This is a genomic window from Halobacteriovorax sp. GFR8, from assembly GCF_050955245.1.
GTDB lineage: Bacteria > Bdellovibrionota > Bacteriovoracia > Bacteriovoracales > Bacteriovoracaceae > Halobacteriovorax_A.
Map to the genome: position 1 here is coordinate 2,516,497 of NZ_JBPBLR010000002.1, position 19,216 is coordinate 2,535,712.

The following is a 19,216-nucleotide window of genomic DNA, read 5'->3' on the forward strand; positions in this document are numbered from 1 at the left end:
CTAAACACCTTAAACACTCTGTCTCCGTATCAAGATTCTAGGTAGTGTTTCTTTACACCTTCCTCTGAAAGCGTAGTAAAGGTGCCCTCATAGGAGGTAGCCATTTAAGCATTAAATCAGACGTGGACTCTATTGAATCAACTTCAATATAGATATACTGATACCCCTCTTTTTTAAGAAGTCTCATTTGATGACTATATAATGCCTGAACAAGAGATGCTTCAACATCTTTACTCAATCCAATAGCATATCCATGAAGGCCAGTAATATTTTCAAGATCTTCATCTAGCTCTTCTTCAATATTCAAATAGGCAAAAGAACATGCAATTATTTTATTACCGTTTAAGATGACACCACCATATTTAATATCGCCATCATTATAGTAATCAAATCGAATACCCTGATCTTTAGTTAACGGAAGATAAGGCTCATGATCTCTGTCATAACGAGAACAGTGAAATTCTTTGACCTTTCTCTTATTCTCTTCTTCGTTAAGACTATAGAATTCAGAAAGAGTCATAAAGTGATACGGGCAATCTATCAATGTTAATTCATCGATATTAAAAACTTTATTAAAACAACTTAGGTAATGTTCAAAGCCTAGACTTTTTGCAAATAGCTGCACTTCATTATCTGAACTCTCACACTTTAAATCGAGTGCATAATCACCAGACTGAGCTGGAAACTCTTGCATCAACTTATCAAAGATCTTAGCTCCAATCCCCTGTCTTCTTTTATCTGAGTGTACACAAATCTCAATATCAATAGTATTAGGATGTAAATCATTACGCACTTGCATGGCCACTGCCACAAGCACATCATTAGAATCAAAAGCAAGAACAGCACTTCTTTGGTCTAAAAAGTGAAGAGAAAATGTTTCTACATTTTGGTTATCGATAAATGATTTTATCTGATGTAAGTTTTGTAATTCATAGTTTTTAAAGTACATAGAATGAAGGTATCAACTTCATATGGAAATGTGAATCGACTTATCAACTCTAGCTGATGTGATTTATTTGAATTATCTTTTCTTTTTTAAGTAACGCAGTGTTTACGTAAAAGTCAGTTGGAGCCCTTGTTAGAACCTTGTTAAATTCTTTTCGAGTAAAAACAAAAAAACAGTACCCTAAAGTACTGTTTTTAAACTCTATCTAACTTTTTCTTGATTAATATGAAGCTGACATATTCGGTGTTGTTTCTTTTTGAGAGTATAGTTCATAAAAATAGCCTAGTGAATCTTCTACTTTACTATATTGGCCTCCAAATATAACTCTAGAAGCTCCATTACGACTAAGCTTGAAACTTACTTCCTCAGCTGAATAAGATATAGTGTTATTGAAGAAAGTACTATGAGACACTTTAATCTCTGTCTTATTTCTATGAATTTCTTTTAAAGAATCAATATAACTATTTTCTGATAAGAAACTAATCGGAAGAAGATACATACTTCTATGTGGAATATATTTAGATTTGTCGTACTCACGTACTGGTTTGTCTTCTAAATGAGCAATGTCTTTAATAATATCAATAGTACAGTTTGAAAGAGAAGTCGAAATACATTTATTACCTGCATGTAATGTTCTACCTCTGATTAGGCTTTCTAAAGTATTGCATAGGTTTGAAGTTTTAGATTTACAAAGCTGTGCAATCTTCTTGTGAGTTCTATTCTCGACATCTTTTTCCCATCCATTAACACCTTCAGACTTAGTTCTAAGTTCAGACATTTCTGAATGAATTTCATTAATCTCCTGGAAAAATTGTGCAATATCATTTTCTAGTGATTCATCTGCTGTGTAAGTATTCTTTCTTCTTTCGTATACAGTTTTGATTTTATTTTTTAGAAGAAGCTTAAGTTCTCCATTGAATGACATATTAATATGCTCAACAAGGTCTCGATAATCAGATTCGTTGTTTTCTTTTAAGACTTTAGATCGCTCTAATGACGTAGTTAATATGTTCGTTACTTTTTCTTCTACAAGCTTAACTTTTGCAGGGTTTACTAGTGAGTCAAATGTCAACACAGGAGTTGCTTGAGCTGAAATGCTTGGTAATGTTAAGAGTAGTGAAAAACCAATAATAATCTTGTTCATAGTGTGTCCTCGGCGTAAGTTAAAATGTGAATACAATCAATCTTATAGACTATTTTGATCGAGAAACAGACCTATTGAAGAATTTTTATGGAGTAAGGAAAAGTGTCTAAAAAGTATACATGAATTTGGTACGTCGATACATTTCGCATAAACAGCTACTTAACGAACGACTTCCGCCAATATTGACCATATTTTCGCATTTATCACTCTAGATCGATGAAAGAAGCTAAATATCTTGTGAAGAATACAGTTTTCAAATGCAAAAAGAAAAAAACCATCATTCAAAAGAATATAAGTCGTTTAAAATGCCAAAAGTATCGACGTACCGACAAAAGAGATTGCCTGTAGTTTTTACAAAATACTGAAATTATATTTATATAAGTTGCGACTCATATTTAGATTCCTTATAAGAACGTATGTATCTATTATTAGCTCTTGTATCTATTTTCATATCGCTTAAGGCTTTTCCTTATAACTTTGCTAATCAGTTTAAAGATCACCGTATGGTCACATGTCATAGTAAAGATTCTCAAGGTCAGATTCAGGTGTTTGACGTTGTTGAAAATATTTATACTGCTCAACAATACCTTCACTCCAAAGAATATAAAGTTACAACTACTACAGGTCACAGCAATGGCAACCTAAACAATGATCCATTGTATTTCCTATCTGATGATTTTTGGGGAGTACCAGGAAAAATTGTACAATCACAAAATTGCTTATTCTCAAATCCTGCTCTCGTAGATACTCATGTTAACACTATAAAAACAATAAGAATCGTAAAAGAGCATTTAGGGTTTAATAGCTTTGATAATAAAGGGGCGGAAGTAATTTCAGTGCTTTTAAAAAAAGGCTCATTTAATGATAATGCTAAGTGGTGGGATAAAGATAAAAATATAATTACATTCGGGCAGAGTTCAGATATTTCAGATCACACACACTTTTCTGCAAGTATTGGAATCGTTGCCCATGAATTTGCTCATGGCCTGTTAGCAAATACAATAGAACTTGCTTCCGATGGTGACCAAGGCTCACTCAATGAAGCATTTGCAGATATTATCGGGGTTTTTGTTTGCTTTAAAAATAATCCAAGTGCAGATTGCTATCAGTTAGGACATGAAGCACATATTGGTCAGGGTAATTGCTTACGTGATATTTCAAACCCAGAACAAAATGATCAAGCAAGTAACTTTGACGAATACAAGCCTAATGGCCCTAATGTTTATTATAATGCAGGCATAGTAACGAATGCTTTTTACCTCTTGTCTGAGGGAACAGCTGAATTTGAGGGTGTAGGATATGAAGTTGCAACTGAAGTTTTTTTCAATGCTTACATGAAATATCTTAATAAGAGTTCAACTATCAGGGATATAAAGTTGGCAACAGTTAAATATTTAAATGAAGATCAAGACTTAAATCATAAGCAAACACTTAAAACCCTTCTTTCTGTATGGAAGCATATTGGGCCATAAAAGAAGCAATCCCACTAACCTATTTTAATCGACTTCGCTTTACTTGCAGCACGTCTGCGTCTCGCACTTCTTTGTTGATTATTCGACTTACTCGTCTTATTGCCTTTAGACTTCGCACCACTTCTTGAAGATGTCTGCTTCTTCTTTTCTGGACGTCGATTATTTTGGGGTTGTGCAGGAGCTCCTGCGACACCATGAAATGGGTGGTCTTTATCTTGAGGAATTTGATACTTAATTGTTTTCTCAATATCTTTTAAAAGGTTCTTTTCTGTGTCATCACAAAATGAAATTGCAATCCCATCTCTTCCAGCTCTTGCTGTTCTCCCGATTCTGTGAACATAACTCTTTGGATCATCTGGAAGATTGTAATTAATAACGTGAGTGATGTGAGAAACATCAATTCCTCGAGCAGCAATATCAGTTGCAACAAGAACTCTAATGTCACCTTTTTTAAATCCACCGAGTGCCTTCTCACGTGCACTTTGCGATTTGTTCCCATGAATGGCCGCGGCCGTAATTCCCACTTGTTCAAGATGTTTTACGACACGATTTGCTCCATGCTTTGTTTTTGTAAAAACAAGCACGTGCTCAATTGTTTGATCTTCTAAAATACTTTTTAAAAGTTTTGGCTTATTTGTTTTATGAACGAAATTGATTTTTTGATCAATTCTTTCGACTGTTGTTGACTCTGGAGTAACCTCTACTTTCTTAGGCTTCACAAGAAGCTTCTTTGATAGGTTCACAATATCTTGAGGCATTGTTGCTGAAAATAATAGAGTCTGTCTCTTCTTTGGAAGCTTGGCAATGATCTTATTTACATCGCGAATAAAGCCCATATCAAGCATACGGTCGGCTTCATCAAGAACAAAGGTTTCAAGTTGAGTAAATTTGATATGATCATCACCCATGAGATCTAAAAAGCGACCTGGAGTTGCAATAATGACATCCATTCCCTTCTTTAACTGTTGTATCTGAGGTCTTGGTTTAACTCCACCAAATATAACCGTACTTTTTATGCCTAGGCCTTTTCCGTACTCCTCGATATTTTCATGAATCTGTGATGCTAATTCTCTCGTAGGAGTAAGAATTAATGTTCTCATATGCCTTGGCTTAGTTTTTACTTTATTAGAGCCTAGGTTATTCAAAATAGGCAATGAGAATGCCGCTGTTTTACCTGTACCAGTCTGGGCAATACCTAAGATATCTCCACCATTTAGTAAGTGAGGGATTGAGCTCGCCTGAATTGGAGTTGGTTTTGAATATCCTTTCAGCTTAAGACTTGAAAGAATTTCTGGTAATAGATTAAGAGAATCAAATGAATTGATTGATGACATAGTAAATATCCCTGCTTTTAGCGTTAGTGCCAGTGCTTAATCCAAATACTAGCAGTGGCGAATATTTAAAATGTATCTAGATCAATCCCTTTGATCTCTTTATTTCTGGTAGAAGTCAATCTTTAATAAGCATATTGTAATGTATATTATCTAATCCCCTGCTTAGATGAGCATTAGAAAGAAATATAACCTTCTCCACTTCTGGCAAACTCAACTTCACTACCACTTTCTTCCAAATAAAAAGAATATTCTGAACCTTTGCTCGTATCAAGGCCTTCTAAGATAACCTCAAAAGAATTAGTGCCATTATATGTTTTTGGAAGTAATTGTAGCTCATCACCCGACCCATCAGTTACAACAAGTGAACAAGATGCTGGGTTAAGAGCGCCATTATCAAGGTCATTACTACACCATCCATTAAGATCTCTTAATTTAGGGTTAGAAGATATATCGTCCCCTACACTTGTTCTAGCAATCATTGTTGCCACATCGAAAGAAGTATTTTGACATACTTGAGAGCACTTAATGTCACCAGAATAAGTAACAACTTTACTCTCTTTGCAAATACAAAAGTCTTCAACAATTATTGAGTTATTTGGTCTAATCGAAGGTATTTGAGCAAAAGACTGTAGAGAGATTATAGATAATAATATTAGTTCTTTCATGAAAACTCCGTTTAAAGATTATAAGTTACAATTTTAACAAATTTAGTATCATATACTAGAGATAAATTAATGCCGTTTAATAGATAAGTTAACGAGAGAGACCTATGAAGATAATTGTTTTTAGTACCCACAATTTTGAAAAAGAATATTTATTAAACCAAGCGAGTGGGCACAATATGACATTCATCAAAGAGCAGCTTAATCCAGAAACTGCCCCACTTGCCAAAGGTCATGATGTCGTTTGTGTTTTTACAAATGATAAAGTGAATAAAGAGGTACTAGATCAGCTAAGTGACTTTGGTATTAAATTGATCACTCTACGATGTGCGGGTTTTAATAATGTCGATCTTGACTATGCTAAGTCTAAGTCCATCCCTGTAACAAGAGTGCCAGAATACTCTCCTCAGGCCATTGCTGAGCATACGATGGCAATGATTCTAACTTTAAATAGAAAAACTCATAAGGCGTATAATCGCGTTAGAGAAAGTAATTTTAACCTCGATGGCCTTGTCGGCTTTGACCTCTATAAGAAAACGATTGGAGTCATTGGTACGGGAAAGATTGGAAAGGCCTTTTGTAAGATAGCCCTTGGTTTTGGATGTCGAGTTCTAGCATTTGATCTATCAAAAGACTCTGAGTTAGAGAAGCTGGGTGTTGAGTATGTTGGGTTTGATGAGATTTTAAAAGAATCGAAGATCATCTCTCTTCATATTCCTCTTAATAAAAACTCATACCATCTCATAAATGAAGTAAATATTTCGAAGATGCAAGATAGTGTCGTCTTCATCAATACAAGTCGTGGTGGACTCGTCGACACAAAGGCCCTTATAAAAGGCTTAAAAGAGAAGAAGATTTTAGCTGCCGGTCTAGATGTATATGAAGAAGAGGAAAACCTATTCTTTGATGACCATTCTCAGGATGTACTCCAAGACGATGATCTTGCAAGACTAATGACTTTCCCAAATGTTCTAATTACTTCTCATCAGGCTTTCTTAACTCATGAGGCATTAAGTAATATTGCGCAAACTACATTTGAAAGTATTAATTCGATTGAGAGTCAGAATTTTAAATATCTTGTTTGATATTATTTTCTGATATCGGCCAAAAAGCGGTCCCATCTAAATGAGATGGGATCAACTGCGTGCTTCATGACATAATCATAAGACATATAGCCATAGCCTTCATCTCCCCACTCACTTGACCAACTATTTTTAAATTGAAAGATTCTCTTTTCTTTATCAAAACCAGTAAAGTGAATTGCATGGCCATAGCAGGCCACTTCACCAGACTCGCATTTTGCAAAAGTTTCATCAGGAAGTGTAACATGGGCACTTTCCCAAAGTGGAGAATAAACGAGGACTGTTGCAACAAGGCCATTACCGCTTCTAATTTCATCTTCGTATAAATCTGTTTTAGATTTCCAAGAACTCCATAAATTTGTAACCATTTTTACTTCTAACCCATCCATCTTTACTCTCTTAAGTGAGCTAGTATCGACCGGAGCATGAGAGAAGCAATAAGATGGCGCACTTTCATCGAATGGATCGTATTGTGAGCAAGGGCCATTATTTTCAAAATAACTCATTTGGTAAGGAAGCTGGGCCTCCTCGATAAAGAAGTACTGATTGCTAAAGTTACGTGCAATTTCGTAAGTATATCCATGCTCAGCATTTGAATATTCACCAAAATGCTCTTTCCCATAGTAAATTTGAAATTGCTCTGAAATATCAAATTCCATATCAAATCTCTTCTTAATAGCACCCTCAAGCATGGCCGTTACCGCAAAGTATGCACATGTATTTCTGTCTTTTTGGTTCTTCACTGGAGTTTGATATTGTCTAATCGACACCATTTCAGCGTTAACACCAAGAGATAATAATAGGCTTAAGATTATGATTTTCATGAATTTCCCTTCTTTATTCTCGCTGAATTTAATAGAAAGGAATAGCTTCTTCAAATGACTTCTAAGGAATCAGTTACTTTTACAATATTGTTGAACTGTAAAGACTTGAAAATATGTACAAATAAGAGAGCCTCCACTTAAGGAGGCTTAGAAATTATTTAATAATGATAGTTCCTAAATAGTTAAACATGATACGCTCCTAAATTTATCCATCTTAATCGATGATGAATAAATGATAGCTCATACAAAGGAAACGCTAAACAACTGAATTCAAAGTACCAAAATGTGGAACTAATCCAAGTTGTTAGTTTTTTAAAAATTAGAAAGCATTTGATCCAAGTGCACACCTTGTAAGACTCCACTTTGTGAATGTGCAAGTTTCGCCTCTTTAAAAATCAGAGTGGTCGGGATTCCACGAATGCCATACTTTACAGAGATCATTGGATTCTTTTCTGTATCAATTTTATAAAACTCAGCTGTCTGCCAATTCTTTTGTGCAAATTCAGTAAAGATAGGTCCATACATTTTACAAGGGCCACACCAGTCAGCATATGCGTCGACAAAAACAGGAAGCTCTGAATGCTGAATAATTTTTTCAAGCTTATCAAAGGTAATACTTTGAACCTTTGCACTTGTATCCAAATCTTTAGAGCACTTTCCACATACAGCACCACTTGCCGACAGTTTCGCTGTATCAATTCGATTTATTGCACCACATGAGTCACAGATAATAATTTTTTTCATTTAATTCTCCTCACTTAAATATATCAAAAAGCACATTGAAAATATTTGATGAAGATCAATTATTTACAACTAACAATGGCCGGTGCCTTTTGAATTAATTCATTATTTGTCATGGCCTCAACCATAAAGAGTGCAAAATCAATACGGCGTGTACGATTCTTTGCAAGATCAGGATCACCAACATGTTCTCTCCAAATAGGTAGTCCTTCACTCTCCCCTTCCTCAAGGTCACTGGCCCTGACGACTGTCCACTTCTTATCGCTTGCAAATATTTTTGCACAGGCCCTTTCTTGATCACTAATATCCACAAGTCTAAATAGTTTTGCGATGAAGGCGATTACAGGCACGAGAAATTTAATTTGCCAACTATACTTATCTTTTCCATCTTTTGAAATATGCCATCCGCAAGAGAAAATGAGTCTGGCCTCTTTACGGGCAAAATCCAAAACCGCTTGCGCTGTTCCAGATGCGTAATTTTTTACTCCCCAAGGGACAAGAACTGTTAAGACCGCATCACAATCTTCAACGGCTTTTTTAATGATCTCTCTATCATCTGTCTGACCAGGAAAAATTGTAACCTTATTGCTAAAGGCGTCTAGCTTTGAAACACTTTGACTTCGGCATACAGCATTGACTTCATAACCTCGCTCTAAACAATGCCTAAGCATATACTGGCCTAGTTTTCCAGATGCTCCAATAATACAAACTTTCATTAAAACTCCATTTTATTAGTGAAAAATAATATATAAACAAGCGACAATAGAAAGTAAGCACTCTGTTAGACTTAAGTCCTTTATGCGTCCAGCTACAATATATAAAATAGTATGAACAAATAATCCCCACATGATTCCCGTTGTAATTGAGAAGCTCAGTGGAATAAGAACAATACATAAGAATGCAGGAATCATTTCTTCAAATTTATCAAAATTTATAGATGAGATATTCTTAAACATGAGAATCCCAACAAAAATAAGAACTGGTGCCGTCGCATAGCTTGGAATTGACTCGGCAAATGGAGCAAGAAAGAGAAAAGGAAGAAAACAGATTGCTGTAATAATTGATGTTAATCCTGTGCGGCCACCAACACTAACTCCGGCCGAACTTTCAACAAAAGTTGTCGTCGTTGATGTTCCAAAGAATGCAGAAAAGAGAGTCGCAAGTGCATCTACAGTTAGGGCCTGTTTCATATTCTTTATTTCACCCTTTTCATTTTTAAGATTAGCTGTTTCAGCAACTCCAATAAAAGTCGATAAAGAATCAAAAAGATCAGTCATCATAAGAGTCAAAATACTTGGAATATAGGCAATCTTTAAGGCGCCTATGATATCCGCTTGCATAAAGTAGCTAAAATCAGGATTTGCAAAGAAACTTTTAGGAAGAGTTGATTTGCCAAAGAGTGCTCCTAGTGTCCAAGTAAAAAGTATGCCTATCAAAAGACTTCCCGGAATATTCTTTTTAAATAATGCAATAATAAGAACAAAACCAAGTACTACGGCAGTCCCCTCACTTGAGAGAGGTGCAGTTTGAACAAGAGTCACTGGATGATCAATAATGATACCAGTATTCTTAAGCCCAATAAATGCAAGGAAGATTCCAATTCCTACGGCCATGGCCATTCTTAAGTTCTTTGGAATCGATTTTACAAGCTTTTCTCTAAATGGCGTCACTGACAAGATAACAAAGACTACACCTGACCAAAAAACTAAGCCTAAGGCTTGCTGCCAAGGTATTTTCTGATCGAGGATTAAAGTATAAGTAAAGAAGGCATTAAGTCCCATCCCTGGAGCGAGGGCAAAAGGAAGCTTTGCAATGAGCCCCATAAGAAGAGTTGCAACAAAGCTTGCCAAGATGGTTCCTGTCATAACCGCAGAAAAAGACATTCCTGTGCCATCTGAAGATAAGATGAGTGGATTGACAAAAATAATATAACTCATCGTTAAGAAGGTTGTTATTCCTGCTATGACTTCCGTGCGAATACTATTTTCTTTCATATATGTATTCTATCATTTAAGTTTAGGACAAAAAAACTTAAATATATTTACACATACGATAATTAATAAAATCTACACCACGTAGAGTCACTACTTGCTTATTCATGATCTCAAAACCCATTTTCAAAAAGAAAGGTTTTGCAGTAATACTGGCTTCAAGAAAGAGCTTTTGAATAGCATAAGATTTAGCACATTTTTCAATTTCAAGATAAAGCTTCTCACCTACTCCTTGTCCTATATGATCTGAAGAGATGTAGAAGCGGTCGATATGACCATTTAATTCAATATCACTAAAGCCTGCAATCACTTGATCGACTTCGATAATAAAGACTTCTCGGCTAGAGAAAGAGTCGCGCCACTCATTGAGGTCACGATCGTTGGGGGCCCAAGCATTTACTTGAGTCGAATTATAGTCATTTATATTAACAGTATGGATAGTCTTGTTAAATAGATTAAGTAATTCGAGACTATCATCTTCTCTATATTTTCTGATACTAATACTCATGGGCCTTCCTATTTTCGATTAAAATACCACAAACAATAATGAAGGCGCCGAGCAAGAATGATGTCCATTGAATCTTTGCTCCCCAGAAAATGACGTTAACTAGAATAGCTGCAGGTATAACTGCATTATTCATAACAGCAAGCTCCCCATAAGAAACTAATTTAGCTCCAGTGTTCCAAAGGTAGTAGCACACACCAGAGGCAACGAAGCCAAGCCACAGTAAAACTCCCCATTGCAAAGTTGAAATTTGAGAAAGATCAACAGTTGGCCTTGAGATTAAAACGAAAGAAATTGGAATAAGAGCACCTAAGAAGAAGAGTGCAAAATTCTGCATTTGATTTTGATCTGAAGCTATCTTTCGATAAAGTACCTGCCCAACTCCAAAAGAAATATTTGCTCCCTGAACCAGCAAGAAACCAATTATATAGTCATTAGAAATATGACTCCATTTCATAATGGCAGCACCAATGACAACTAAGAAAACACTAATGAGTTGTCTTAAGACAAATCGTCTTTCAATGATATTTCCGATGATTGAAATAATTAGTGGTGTCGTCACTGTAAAGAGGGCCACTTCAGAGACAGATAAGAACTTGAACGAGTTATAATAAAATAAGTACATCACACCAATCTGGAGTGTTCCAATAAGCATCTTTTTGAGAGATTCCACTTTGAAGAAGTTTTTAAAATTTAAAAATGGAATAAAGACTATGAATGCAAATAAGAGTCTAAGAAAGATGGCAAGATAAGTGTCCATCTTACCAGCGATATACTGACCTATTAAACTAAATGAGAACGCCCACAAGACGGTGACAAGTATTAACCTCTTCATTCAGTAATACTAGCTTTTAACTAATCGCTTGAAAAGTTCCAGTGAAGAAATAATCGAGTTGCCATTTTTGTGAACTGATTGCCTGTTTACTAGTAGGATAATCCCATTTAGGATAAATGCGAAAGCCACGCTTTCCCTCTTTACCTGCACAAGAAAGTATCCCTTTTTTAACTAGGGCATCTTTTGGAAATAAGAAGTACCCCTGTTCACTTTCAGTATCACAAATAATGACGACATAATCGAGGGAGTCCTTCGAGTGATATGGGATGGTTTTTCCACCAGAGTCTCTTTTCCACAAAGTAACAAATTGTCCGACTTTCTTAGGAGTGACTTTAGAACAACGTTGAATATAGTGCTTGCCTTCATAAGTATATGAACAACCATTATATTCCTGCGCTTCTTCATGAATAATATATGAATCAATTTTTTTACTTATCTTTTTTATGTCAGTCTCTCCGATAAGAATTCTTCCAATACTTCTAACTTCTTTGAACTAGAAGGTTTTCTTGAAGTTAGAAAGAATAAGCTGTGTGATGGAAGCTCCCAACTCTTAAATAGCTCAATCAATTCACCACTTTGAATTTGTTCATCAACTAAGTAGCGAGGAACATTTAAAATTCCAACACCTAGCTCACAGGCCTTTATGAGTGACATCAAATTATTCGATTTATATGAGCCTTGTACTTGAATATGACTGATTTTCTGTCCTTTCTTAAAGCTCCAAATAAAGGGACTATCTCCTCTTAGGTATAACAAACAATTATGCTTACTAAGAGATTCAAGATTCGTTGGCCTTTTAAAATGATCAATATAATTAGGTGAAGCACAGATAACACGGTCAATCTGAGTGACTCTTTTCATATATAAAGAGGAGTCCTTTAATTGAAAGGCGGTTCTAATACTTAAGTCGATATTATGCTCTACTGGATCAAGTACACGATCCGTTAAGATGAGATCAATCTCAACATAAGGGTAATGCAGTTGAAACTCAGCAAATATTGGGGCCAAGAAGCTCTGACCAATTGTTGTCGGAGCAGTAATACGGATTACTCCCTTTACCGAATCAACAACTCCATGGAGCTGTTCTTCTAAGTGATTTAATTCCTCTAGCAGATTTTTGGACTTCTCTAGTGTTATTAGCCCCTCTTCAGTAAGAACAAAAGATCGAGTCGTTCTTTTAAAAAGTACAACTCCAAGATAATTCTCTAACTTCTGAATCTCTTTAGTTATATTTGAAGCAGATGTTCCTAAAATCTTCGAAGCTTTTGCAAATGTCCCCTCTCGCGCAACAACAATTGCAACTTGTAGCGCATATAAACGGTCAAATGTTGTTTTTTCAATTATTTCCATATTGGAAATAAATTATTTCAAATCAGCCGCATTGTTTCAACTACAAAGTTGATTTAAATTTAACATGTAGAAGATCAAGGGGGGCGTAATGAAAAAGGTAAAAGTAGTAATCATAGGAGCAGGCTTTGCAGGAATTGCTTTGGCCAAGGGGCTTGCCAATAAAGATTCATTTGAAGTCATTATCCTAGACAAGAAGAATCACCATCTATTTCACCCTCTGCTCTATCAAGTTGCCTCGGCTTCTCTCTCGCCAGGTGATATTTCAATGCCAATACGTGAAATTTTATCACATGCAAAAAATATCAAAGTGCATATGCAAGAAGTTGTTTCCATCGATAAAGATATTAACGTAGTAAAATGTAAAAGTGGCGATGAGTATCAGTATGACTACCTTGCTGTAGCAACAGGATCAAGACCTTTCTACTTTGGTAATGAGAATTGGGAGAAGAATGCACCAGGATTAAAGACACTAACTGATGCTCTTAATATTCGAGACCGTGTCCTTGATTCATTTGAAAAAGAAGAGATAAAGCTTAATGAGAAAGAAAAGAAGCTAAATATTGTTATCATCGGTGGAGGCCCTACAGGAGTAGAATTAGCTGGTGCTTTTGCTGAGGTCGCATATAAAACACTTGTAAACGAATACCATGACTTCGATCCCAAGCTAACTAAAATCTATCTCATTGAAGGGGGGCAGCAGATTCTTTCTAGCTATACTCACCCGACTTCCGAAAAGGCAAGAAAGTACCTAGAAGATCTTGGAGTAAAGATTTTAATAGATGAGGTTGTAGAGGATATTGGTGACGACTATGTGCAAACTAAGAATCAAAGAATTGAATCGAAAAATATCATATGGGCAGCAGGTAATCGTGCAACAAAATTAATCTCTAAGCTTGGTGTCGAACAAGATCGAATGGGACGGGCCGTCGTTGAAAAAGATCTAAGCCTAAAAGGTTATCCTAATATTTTTATTTTAGGAGATGCTGCAAGTTTTAAGTCTCAAGATGGTAGCCCACTTCCCTCTCTTGCCCCAGTCGCTGCTCAACAAGGAAAGCATCTGGCCCAGCAATTATTAAAGGATAGGCGCTTTGCCTTCAATTACCTAGACAAGGGATCGATGGCAACTGTGGGCAAATATAAGGCGGTGCTAGAGTGGAAAGGAATAAAATTAGCGGGACCAATTGCTTGGCTTGCTTGGAGCCTTGTTCATATATTCTTCTTAATCAACTTTAGAAATAAGGTCATGGTCTTTATGCAATGGGCGTGGTCACTTATTTCTAACAAAAGAAGAATACGAATTATAAAGTAGCGACAAAGCGGCCCTTAAAACTTGCTCTTATGCTGTCTCCTACCATGATTTTCGAGTGAACATTTAAGCGGCCAATCTTTCGGCGCTTAAGTGATCGAATGAAGCTAGCAACTGAAGCTTTATCAATTTCTGCCACAGCTTCAAAGTCTGAATCAACTGGCATAAGATAGTCGATTTCACTATTTTGAATAACGAGGGACTTAAAATCAATATCGTGAATTTTCATCGTATGATGAGTTAGAAGATAACAAGACAGAATCGCAAGTGTGTTGATACTTCCACCAAATGCTGTTCCTTCATAGTTTATATTCTTATTTAAAGGAGCTTTTAGTACGATTTTCTGATCTTCTACAGTCTTAATCTCAAGGTTCATTTCTGAGACGACAGGAATCGACTCTAGTAGATCACGCTTGTATTGTTCGGAAATCTCTTTCATTTCAACTACCTCCACTCTCCATATTATAGCATAAACACCTAATATCACTTCTGTCCAATATTAGAACAGGCCCTCTTTTTTTCACTTTTTTACTTCTGACTTAGGTAATTAGTTAAGATATTCAAAATAATTTAAGAGGACGACATATGAAGAAATTGATAATGCCACTAACAATCCTACTATCTTTCTCAGCTCTTGCTAATTCGCAAGCCGACTCGCAGGCCCTCAAGGATATGCGATTTAACATCAAACCAAATATGATGCTGGCACAAGAAGATTCTTATTCAAGAATGGCCAAAGAGTATGTTGCACTTTCTGAAAAGTACAAAGATATCGTAATTGGAGATAGTGAGGAGTCAACTCGAGCTGCCTCAATCTTCTTTGAAAAATATATTAAGAATAGCGAAGAAAGACCACAGGACTTTAAAGTCTTAGGATTAAGTCGCAAGTCGGCCCTTTTCTTATCTAACTCTAGATCAGACTATTTCATCGAAAATGATGACCCTTGTAGTGCCCTTCACAATCAAGGTGATATTTCAAATAAATGGTGCCATGCCGGCTTCTCTAAGGTTGCCTATGCAGTGGCCAAAGAAAATGGCCTAGGAGAATTTCTTTCGCAAGGTGCAGGTCTACTTGTTTTTGTTATCAAAGAGTTTGGTGATAAGAATTATGACTTCTCAGATATTAACACTGCTCCAATTGGCGGAAAGATTGGACAAAACACAGAAGTTTACACGACTTTCATGTTAGATGGTGCAACTTACTTTGAGTTCCTTACGAGATTCTAGAGAATCAAGGATATTTACTTATATCCTTTCTTAGAGAGAATTTTATTTAATGAGTTTGCGAAATTTGCTTTATCCTTGACTCCAAACGAGTCAGGGCCGCCAGTGATAACACCACCATCTCTAAGCTCTTTCATAAAGTCACGCATAGACAAACGCTCACCTATATTTTCTTCGTCATATAGCTCACCTCTAGGATTAATAGCAAGTACTCCATTCTTAACGACTTCTGCTGCCAGAGGAATATCAGCAGTAATAACGAGATCCTCATCTTTGGCGTTTTCAGCAATGTACATGTCAGCGACATCGGCACCACTTTCAACTTTAACAAAGGAAATTAATTCGTGAAGAGGAATATTCATATAAGAGTTGGCCACTAAAACTAATGGAATTTGCAGACGAATCGCTGTCTTGAAAAGAACTTCTTTTACGGCCTTTGGACAGGCATCAGCATCGACCCAAATCTTCATTTCTTTACTCATTAAAGAAATCCCAACTTAAATCTTCTCTTCTTAATTTTTCCTTTTCGAAGACTGTGAACAACATGCTTAATTAGATCAGCTTTTACAGCAACATAGCTCATATTCTTTGTTACTGAAATATCACCAATATCTTGAGAATCAATACCAGACTCACCAACAATTGCTCCCACAAAATCGCCTGGCCTTAATTTATCTCTTTTTCCTGCATGAATATAGATAGTCGCCATCTCTGGCCTAATATTATATTCACCAGCATCATCAAAGGCATCAGGTTTAATAACTTCATAGTTTCGTGCCTGATACTCTTTTATACTTTCTAAGCTGTCTGCTTCTTGTTCGACAAAGAAGCTTACGGCCCTTCCTTCATTACCAGCTCGTCCTGTACGACCAATACGGTGAACATAGACTTCAGGATCATTTGATAAGTCAAAGTTAACAACGAGATCTAGATCTTTAATATCAATTCCTCTGGCCGCAACATCTGTTGCCACGACACCAGAAAGACTCTTATTTGAGAACATTGTAAGAACAGCAGTCCTTTCATTTTGATCAAGATCACCATGAATAGATTCCACGGCCACACCAGATTTATGAAGCTCATCAGCAACGACGTCTGTGATTTTCTTTGTTTTACAAAAGATAATGAAACGCTTGGCCTGATACTTACCTAAGACTTTAAGAAGCATCGCCATCTTATCTTTATGAGAATCTAGCTTAATGAATTCTTCTTTTATATTTGTTTCTTCGTGAGCGACATCAACGCTTAGCCTAACGGCATCGTTTTGAAGTCTTTTACTAAGCTCTTCAATATCATCAGGAAATGTAGCGGAAAAAAGCAGGGTCTGTCTTTGTTTTGGCACAAATGCTGAAATACGAGAAATATCTTCATAAAATCCCATATCAAGCATTCGGTCTGCTTCATCAAGAACATAGTTTTTAACAAAATCAAGAATAAGAACTTTTCTTTTTAAAAGCTTCAGTACCCTTCCAGGAGTTCCAACAATAATATGGGCCCCATGAGAGAGGGACTTTTCTTGGTGGTACTCAGATCTTCCACCAGTGATGGTTAATACTTTCATATTAGCAATTGAGCGAGCAAGTTTTCTCAACTCCATCGCCACCTGCTCTGCAAGCTCACGAGTTGGGCATAGGATCAGACACTGAGGTCTCGTTTGTTTGATATCAATAGAATTTAGTACGCCTAGTCCAAAGGCCACAGTTTTGCCACTTCCAGTTTTGGCCTGAGCGATAATATCTTTCCCCTCGAGAATAATGGGTAAAGACTTTTCCTGAATAGGTGTCATCGTCTCAAATTTCAAATCATTAAGGTTATTTTTTAATCTCTTATCTATTTTTAAATTAGTGAAGCTATTGCTCATATGCTTATTATCTCTTTTTTACGTTTTACTAACTCATTAGTCTCTTTTTATGCGCTTCCCGTCAACCAAAAGAATTTAAGCAAAGCACCTTAAGAAAACTTACTAACAATATCGAAAAGATAATGACACTCTTCTTTTGTAAAGTTAACACTGAATGCATCGACTATAGTCTCATAGAGCCCATCTGCTGAGTTAATTTCAATATTTTTACGATCATTTTCACTAATTTCAGAATATAACAAATTGCTAATAAATCTTGTTCCACTTTCAGTTTGTTGAGAGAGAACAAGAGATGTCGTAAATTTTGAATCATCATGTGTATTGGTATAGTAATTTGCCACTTTAAAGTCAGCATCATTATAATTAGCAAGGTTGAATTGATAGAGAGAAAAGAAACCATCTTTCTTTTCAATCTCTAATTGATAATCAATCTCATTTATTTTTGTAACTCGATACACTCGATTATTAAAGCTCTCAACCTCTTCTCCACTCAAAGGTATAGCTGCGCCAGGAGTATAAGGGCCAAAGCCAACATCGACTAGATATTGCTTATTATCAATCGTAATGACTGTAGCCTGATGAGATCTAGGCTTATCATCTGATGTATCTCCATAGACGACTCGACCGAGAACTCTCCTAACCTTGTTTCCACCTTCTTTTAATTGTGTATAGAAGTATTGATTATTTTCAAAGCAATAGCCTCCACGTTTTCTTACAATTAACTTATCGTGAAGACTTTCAGTATCGAGTTTTAAAATGGCCCTATTACTAATTAATATATCAATATTGTTGAAAGTATTTTCAACTAAGAATTTTTTGATTTCATTATTTAATTGATTCATTGATTGCACTCCAATTGATTAAATAGACTCCAGTAAATAAGAAGGCCACGCCAAGAACTTTATAGCGATTTATTTCAATCACAGGTAGCTCAAAAAAACCGAAATGAGAGACAATCATTCCCGTAATAATTTGTCCCGTGATTATACCACTTAGTACTTTTGAGACCCCTAATATTGGCATAAGCCAATAAACTAAAGTTAGGCCGATAATACTTAAGATACTTCCAGTAATCCAAAGGTATAAAGGAATCCCTTTTAAAACCTGTATGCTTGGTGCCTTAAGTCGTGTGCTTAAGAATATCACGATCATGAAGACGGCACTAAAGAAATAAAGTACAAAAGAGGAAAAGAAAGGGTTCTGTGTATACTTAGAAAGTTGACCATTTAGACTACTTTGTAAAAGTATAAGGCCCCCAGATAAAATAGATAGTAGAACTAAAGCAAAGTTTGTCATGTCCTTACTATATAGAAATTTCGGAGCGACTTCCTTTACATATGTTGAAAAGAATCAATTAATAGACTTTCTTATTCGGCTCAATTGAGTTGGCGTAATTCCAAGCTTCGATGCTAAGTGATAAAGAGGAACTCGTTTTGCTAGGCCAGGGTTTTCTTCAATAAACGAGAGGTAGCGCTCTTTAGCCTCCCCATCTAGAAGAGAGATTTCAACAGGCTCTTTCTCTTTTACCCAATGCCTTTCAAGATACTTGATATGGTACCACTTTAAGTCTTCATATTTATCTAGTAGCTGGCGATATTTGGCATGATCAATTTCTACTAGAATTGAATCCTCTAGTGTTTCGATACAGATCTCTGAAGGGCTCTTATCAAGTGAGGCCACTACTGCAGCTGGAAACCTTCCTTCATCAAAGAAATTCTTATTAACTTCCTTGGCGGCTTCATCCTGGCCCATCGAGTAGGCCCTAACAAGACCTTTATAAACAAAGTAGAACTTAGAAGGAATATCGCCAAAGTCGACTAAAACAGTCCCCTTTCTAAATGACTTTACTCTAAAGGCTTCTTGTAGTTCATCCCAACAGTCACTTGATAGTTCGTGGTATGAATTCATGACTTCATTTAAAAAACTTATGGCTTCCATA

22 protein-coding genes are annotated in these 19,216 nt (G+C 36.1%); 4 read left to right on the forward strand and 18 right to left on the reverse strand.

The features are described from left to right. Positions 1 to 52 precede the first annotated feature (52 nt). Together ACRXC1_RS12590 and ACRXC1_RS12595 are read right to left on the reverse strand one after the other, a co-directional pair. Positions 53 to 949: a GNAT family N-acetyltransferase gene (locus tag ACRXC1_RS12590; protein ID WP_433659282.1), complete on the reverse strand. Its 897-nt coding sequence runs from the start codon at positions 947 to 949 to the stop codon at positions 53 to 55. 217 nt (positions 950 to 1,166) lie between these two features. Next, positions 1,167 to 2,090, reverse strand: a complete 924-nt coding sequence (locus tag ACRXC1_RS12595; RefSeq protein ID WP_433659284.1) for a hypothetical protein — start codon at positions 2,088 to 2,090, stop codon at positions 1,167 to 1,169. Positions 2,091 to 2,506: 416 nt separating this feature from the next. Here ACRXC1_RS12595 and ACRXC1_RS12600 point away from each other — a divergent pair, with 416 nt between their 5' ends. After that, complete coding sequence (locus ACRXC1_RS12600; protein ID WP_433659286.1) at positions 2,507 to 3,562, forward strand: M4 family metallopeptidase; 1,056 nt, start codon at positions 2,507 to 2,509, stop codon at positions 3,560 to 3,562. A 14-nt stretch (positions 3,563 to 3,576) separates the two neighbouring features. Here the strand turns inward: ACRXC1_RS12600 and ACRXC1_RS12605 are convergent, their stop codons facing one another. Continuing rightward, positions 3,577 to 4,896 carry a DEAD/DEAH box helicase gene (locus tag ACRXC1_RS12605; protein ID WP_433659288.1) on the reverse strand — a complete coding sequence of 440 codons (1,320 nt, stop codon included), beginning with the start codon at positions 4,894 to 4,896 and terminating at the stop codon, positions 3,577 to 3,579. Positions 4,897 to 5,069: 173 nt separating this feature from the next. Continuing rightward, positions 5,070 to 5,561, reverse strand: coding sequence for a hypothetical protein (locus ACRXC1_RS12610; protein WP_433659290.1), 492 nt, complete (start codon positions 5,559 to 5,561; stop codon positions 5,070 to 5,072). A gap of 104 nt (positions 5,562 to 5,665) precedes the next feature. Between ACRXC1_RS12610 and ACRXC1_RS12615 the strand changes: the two genes are divergently transcribed. Beyond that, positions 5,666 to 6,643 carry a 2-hydroxyacid dehydrogenase gene (locus tag ACRXC1_RS12615; RefSeq protein WP_433659292.1) on the forward strand — a complete coding sequence of 326 codons (978 nt, stop codon included), beginning with the start codon at positions 5,666 to 5,668 and terminating at the stop codon, positions 6,641 to 6,643. Positions 6,644 to 6,645: 2 nt separating this feature from the next. Here the strand turns inward: ACRXC1_RS12615 and ACRXC1_RS12620 are convergent, their stop codons facing one another. The 8 genes from ACRXC1_RS12620 to ACRXC1_RS12655 form a co-directional block, all read right to left on the reverse strand. Next, positions 6,646 to 7,464 (reverse strand): C1 family peptidase, encoded by an 819-nt coding sequence (locus ACRXC1_RS12620; RefSeq protein ID WP_433659294.1) that lies wholly within the window; start codon positions 7,462 to 7,464, stop codon positions 6,646 to 6,648. Between the two features lie 312 nt (positions 7,465 to 7,776). Next, positions 7,777 to 8,208 (reverse strand): thioredoxin domain-containing protein, encoded by a 432-nt coding sequence (locus ACRXC1_RS12625; RefSeq protein ID WP_433659296.1) that lies wholly within the window; start codon positions 8,206 to 8,208, stop codon positions 7,777 to 7,779. A gap of 59 nt (positions 8,209 to 8,267) precedes the next feature. Further along, a complete protein-coding gene (locus tag ACRXC1_RS12630; protein ID WP_433659298.1) occupies positions 8,268 to 8,921 on the reverse strand; it encodes an NAD(P)-dependent oxidoreductase in 654 nt (217 codons plus the stop codon). Positions 8,922 to 8,936: 15 nt separating this feature from the next. Further along, positions 8,937 to 10,199, reverse strand: coding sequence for an NCS2 family permease (locus ACRXC1_RS12635; RefSeq protein ID WP_433659300.1), 1,263 nt, complete (start codon positions 10,197 to 10,199; stop codon positions 8,937 to 8,939). A gap of 37 nt (positions 10,200 to 10,236) precedes the next feature. Then, positions 10,237 to 10,704, reverse strand: coding sequence for a GNAT family N-acetyltransferase (locus ACRXC1_RS12640; RefSeq protein WP_433659301.1), 468 nt, complete (start codon positions 10,702 to 10,704; stop codon positions 10,237 to 10,239). Continuing rightward, positions 10,694 to 11,536 carry an EamA family transporter gene (locus ACRXC1_RS12645; protein ID WP_433659303.1) on the reverse strand — a complete coding sequence of 281 codons (843 nt, stop codon included), beginning with the start codon at positions 11,534 to 11,536 and terminating at the stop codon, positions 10,694 to 10,696. Before ACRXC1_RS12645 ends, ACRXC1_RS12640 begins: the two co-directional genes overlap by 11 nt. A gap of 16 nt (positions 11,537 to 11,552) precedes the next feature. Next, the gene (locus tag ACRXC1_RS12650; RefSeq protein WP_433659922.1) at positions 11,553 to 12,011 is read right to left on the reverse strand and encodes a MepB family protein; all 459 of its coding nucleotides are present in this window, start codon (positions 12,009 to 12,011) and stop codon (positions 11,553 to 11,555) included. After that, on the reverse strand, positions 11,978 to 12,886 hold the full coding sequence (locus ACRXC1_RS12655) for a LysR family transcriptional regulator (RefSeq protein WP_433659305.1): 909 nt from the start codon (positions 12,884 to 12,886) through the stop codon (positions 11,978 to 11,980). The genes ACRXC1_RS12650 and ACRXC1_RS12655 overlap by 34 nt, the downstream gene beginning before the upstream one ends. 88 nt (positions 12,887 to 12,974) lie before the next feature. Here ACRXC1_RS12655 and ACRXC1_RS12660 point away from each other — a divergent pair, with 88 nt between their 5' ends. Continuing rightward, a complete protein-coding gene (locus tag ACRXC1_RS12660; protein ID WP_433659307.1) occupies positions 12,975 to 14,195 on the forward strand; it encodes an NAD(P)/FAD-dependent oxidoreductase in 1,221 nt (406 codons plus the stop codon). On the opposite strand, the gene ACRXC1_RS12665 is transcribed toward ACRXC1_RS12660, so the two are convergent. Beyond that, entirely contained in the window at positions 14,185 to 14,631 is a 447-nt protein-coding gene (locus tag ACRXC1_RS12665) for a YiiD C-terminal domain-containing protein (RefSeq protein ID WP_433659309.1), read from the reverse strand. The two genes, ACRXC1_RS12660 and ACRXC1_RS12665, sit on opposite strands and share 11 nt — an antisense overlap. A gap of 146 nt (positions 14,632 to 14,777) precedes the next feature. Between ACRXC1_RS12665 and ACRXC1_RS12670 the strand changes: the two genes are divergently transcribed. Next, positions 14,778 to 15,419, forward strand: coding sequence for a hypothetical protein (locus ACRXC1_RS12670; RefSeq protein WP_433659311.1), 642 nt, complete (start codon positions 14,778 to 14,780; stop codon positions 15,417 to 15,419). A gap of 14 nt (positions 15,420 to 15,433) precedes the next feature. Here ACRXC1_RS12670 and ACRXC1_RS12675 read toward each other — a convergent pair whose 3' ends face one another. The 5 genes from ACRXC1_RS12675 to ACRXC1_RS12695 all read right to left on the reverse strand — a co-directional run bounded on the left by ACRXC1_RS12675 (position 15,434) and on the right by ACRXC1_RS12695 (position 19,215). Then, positions 15,434 to 15,886, reverse strand: coding sequence for a YaiI/YqxD family protein (locus ACRXC1_RS12675; protein ID WP_392912485.1), 453 nt, complete (start codon positions 15,884 to 15,886; stop codon positions 15,434 to 15,436). 11 nt (positions 15,887 to 15,897) lie between these two features. Continuing rightward, entirely contained in the window at positions 15,898 to 17,277 is a 1,380-nt protein-coding gene (dbpA, locus tag ACRXC1_RS12680) for an ATP-dependent RNA helicase DbpA (RefSeq protein ID WP_433659313.1), read from the reverse strand. Between the two features lie 89 nt (positions 17,278 to 17,366). Further along, positions 17,367 to 18,119 (reverse strand): arylamine N-acetyltransferase family protein, encoded by a 753-nt coding sequence (locus ACRXC1_RS12685; protein WP_433659315.1) that lies wholly within the window; start codon positions 18,117 to 18,119, stop codon positions 17,367 to 17,369. Continuing rightward, complete coding sequence (locus tag ACRXC1_RS12690) at positions 18,103 to 18,573, reverse strand: DMT family transporter (protein WP_433659317.1); 471 nt, start codon at positions 18,571 to 18,573, stop codon at positions 18,103 to 18,105. The genes ACRXC1_RS12685 and ACRXC1_RS12690 overlap by 17 nt, the downstream gene beginning before the upstream one ends. 54 nt (positions 18,574 to 18,627) lie before the next feature. Beyond that, positions 18,628 to 19,215 carry a Crp/Fnr family transcriptional regulator gene (locus tag ACRXC1_RS12695; RefSeq protein ID WP_433659319.1) on the reverse strand — a complete coding sequence of 196 codons (588 nt, stop codon included), beginning with the start codon at positions 19,213 to 19,215 and terminating at the stop codon, positions 18,628 to 18,630. Position 19,216 lies beyond the last annotated feature (1 nt).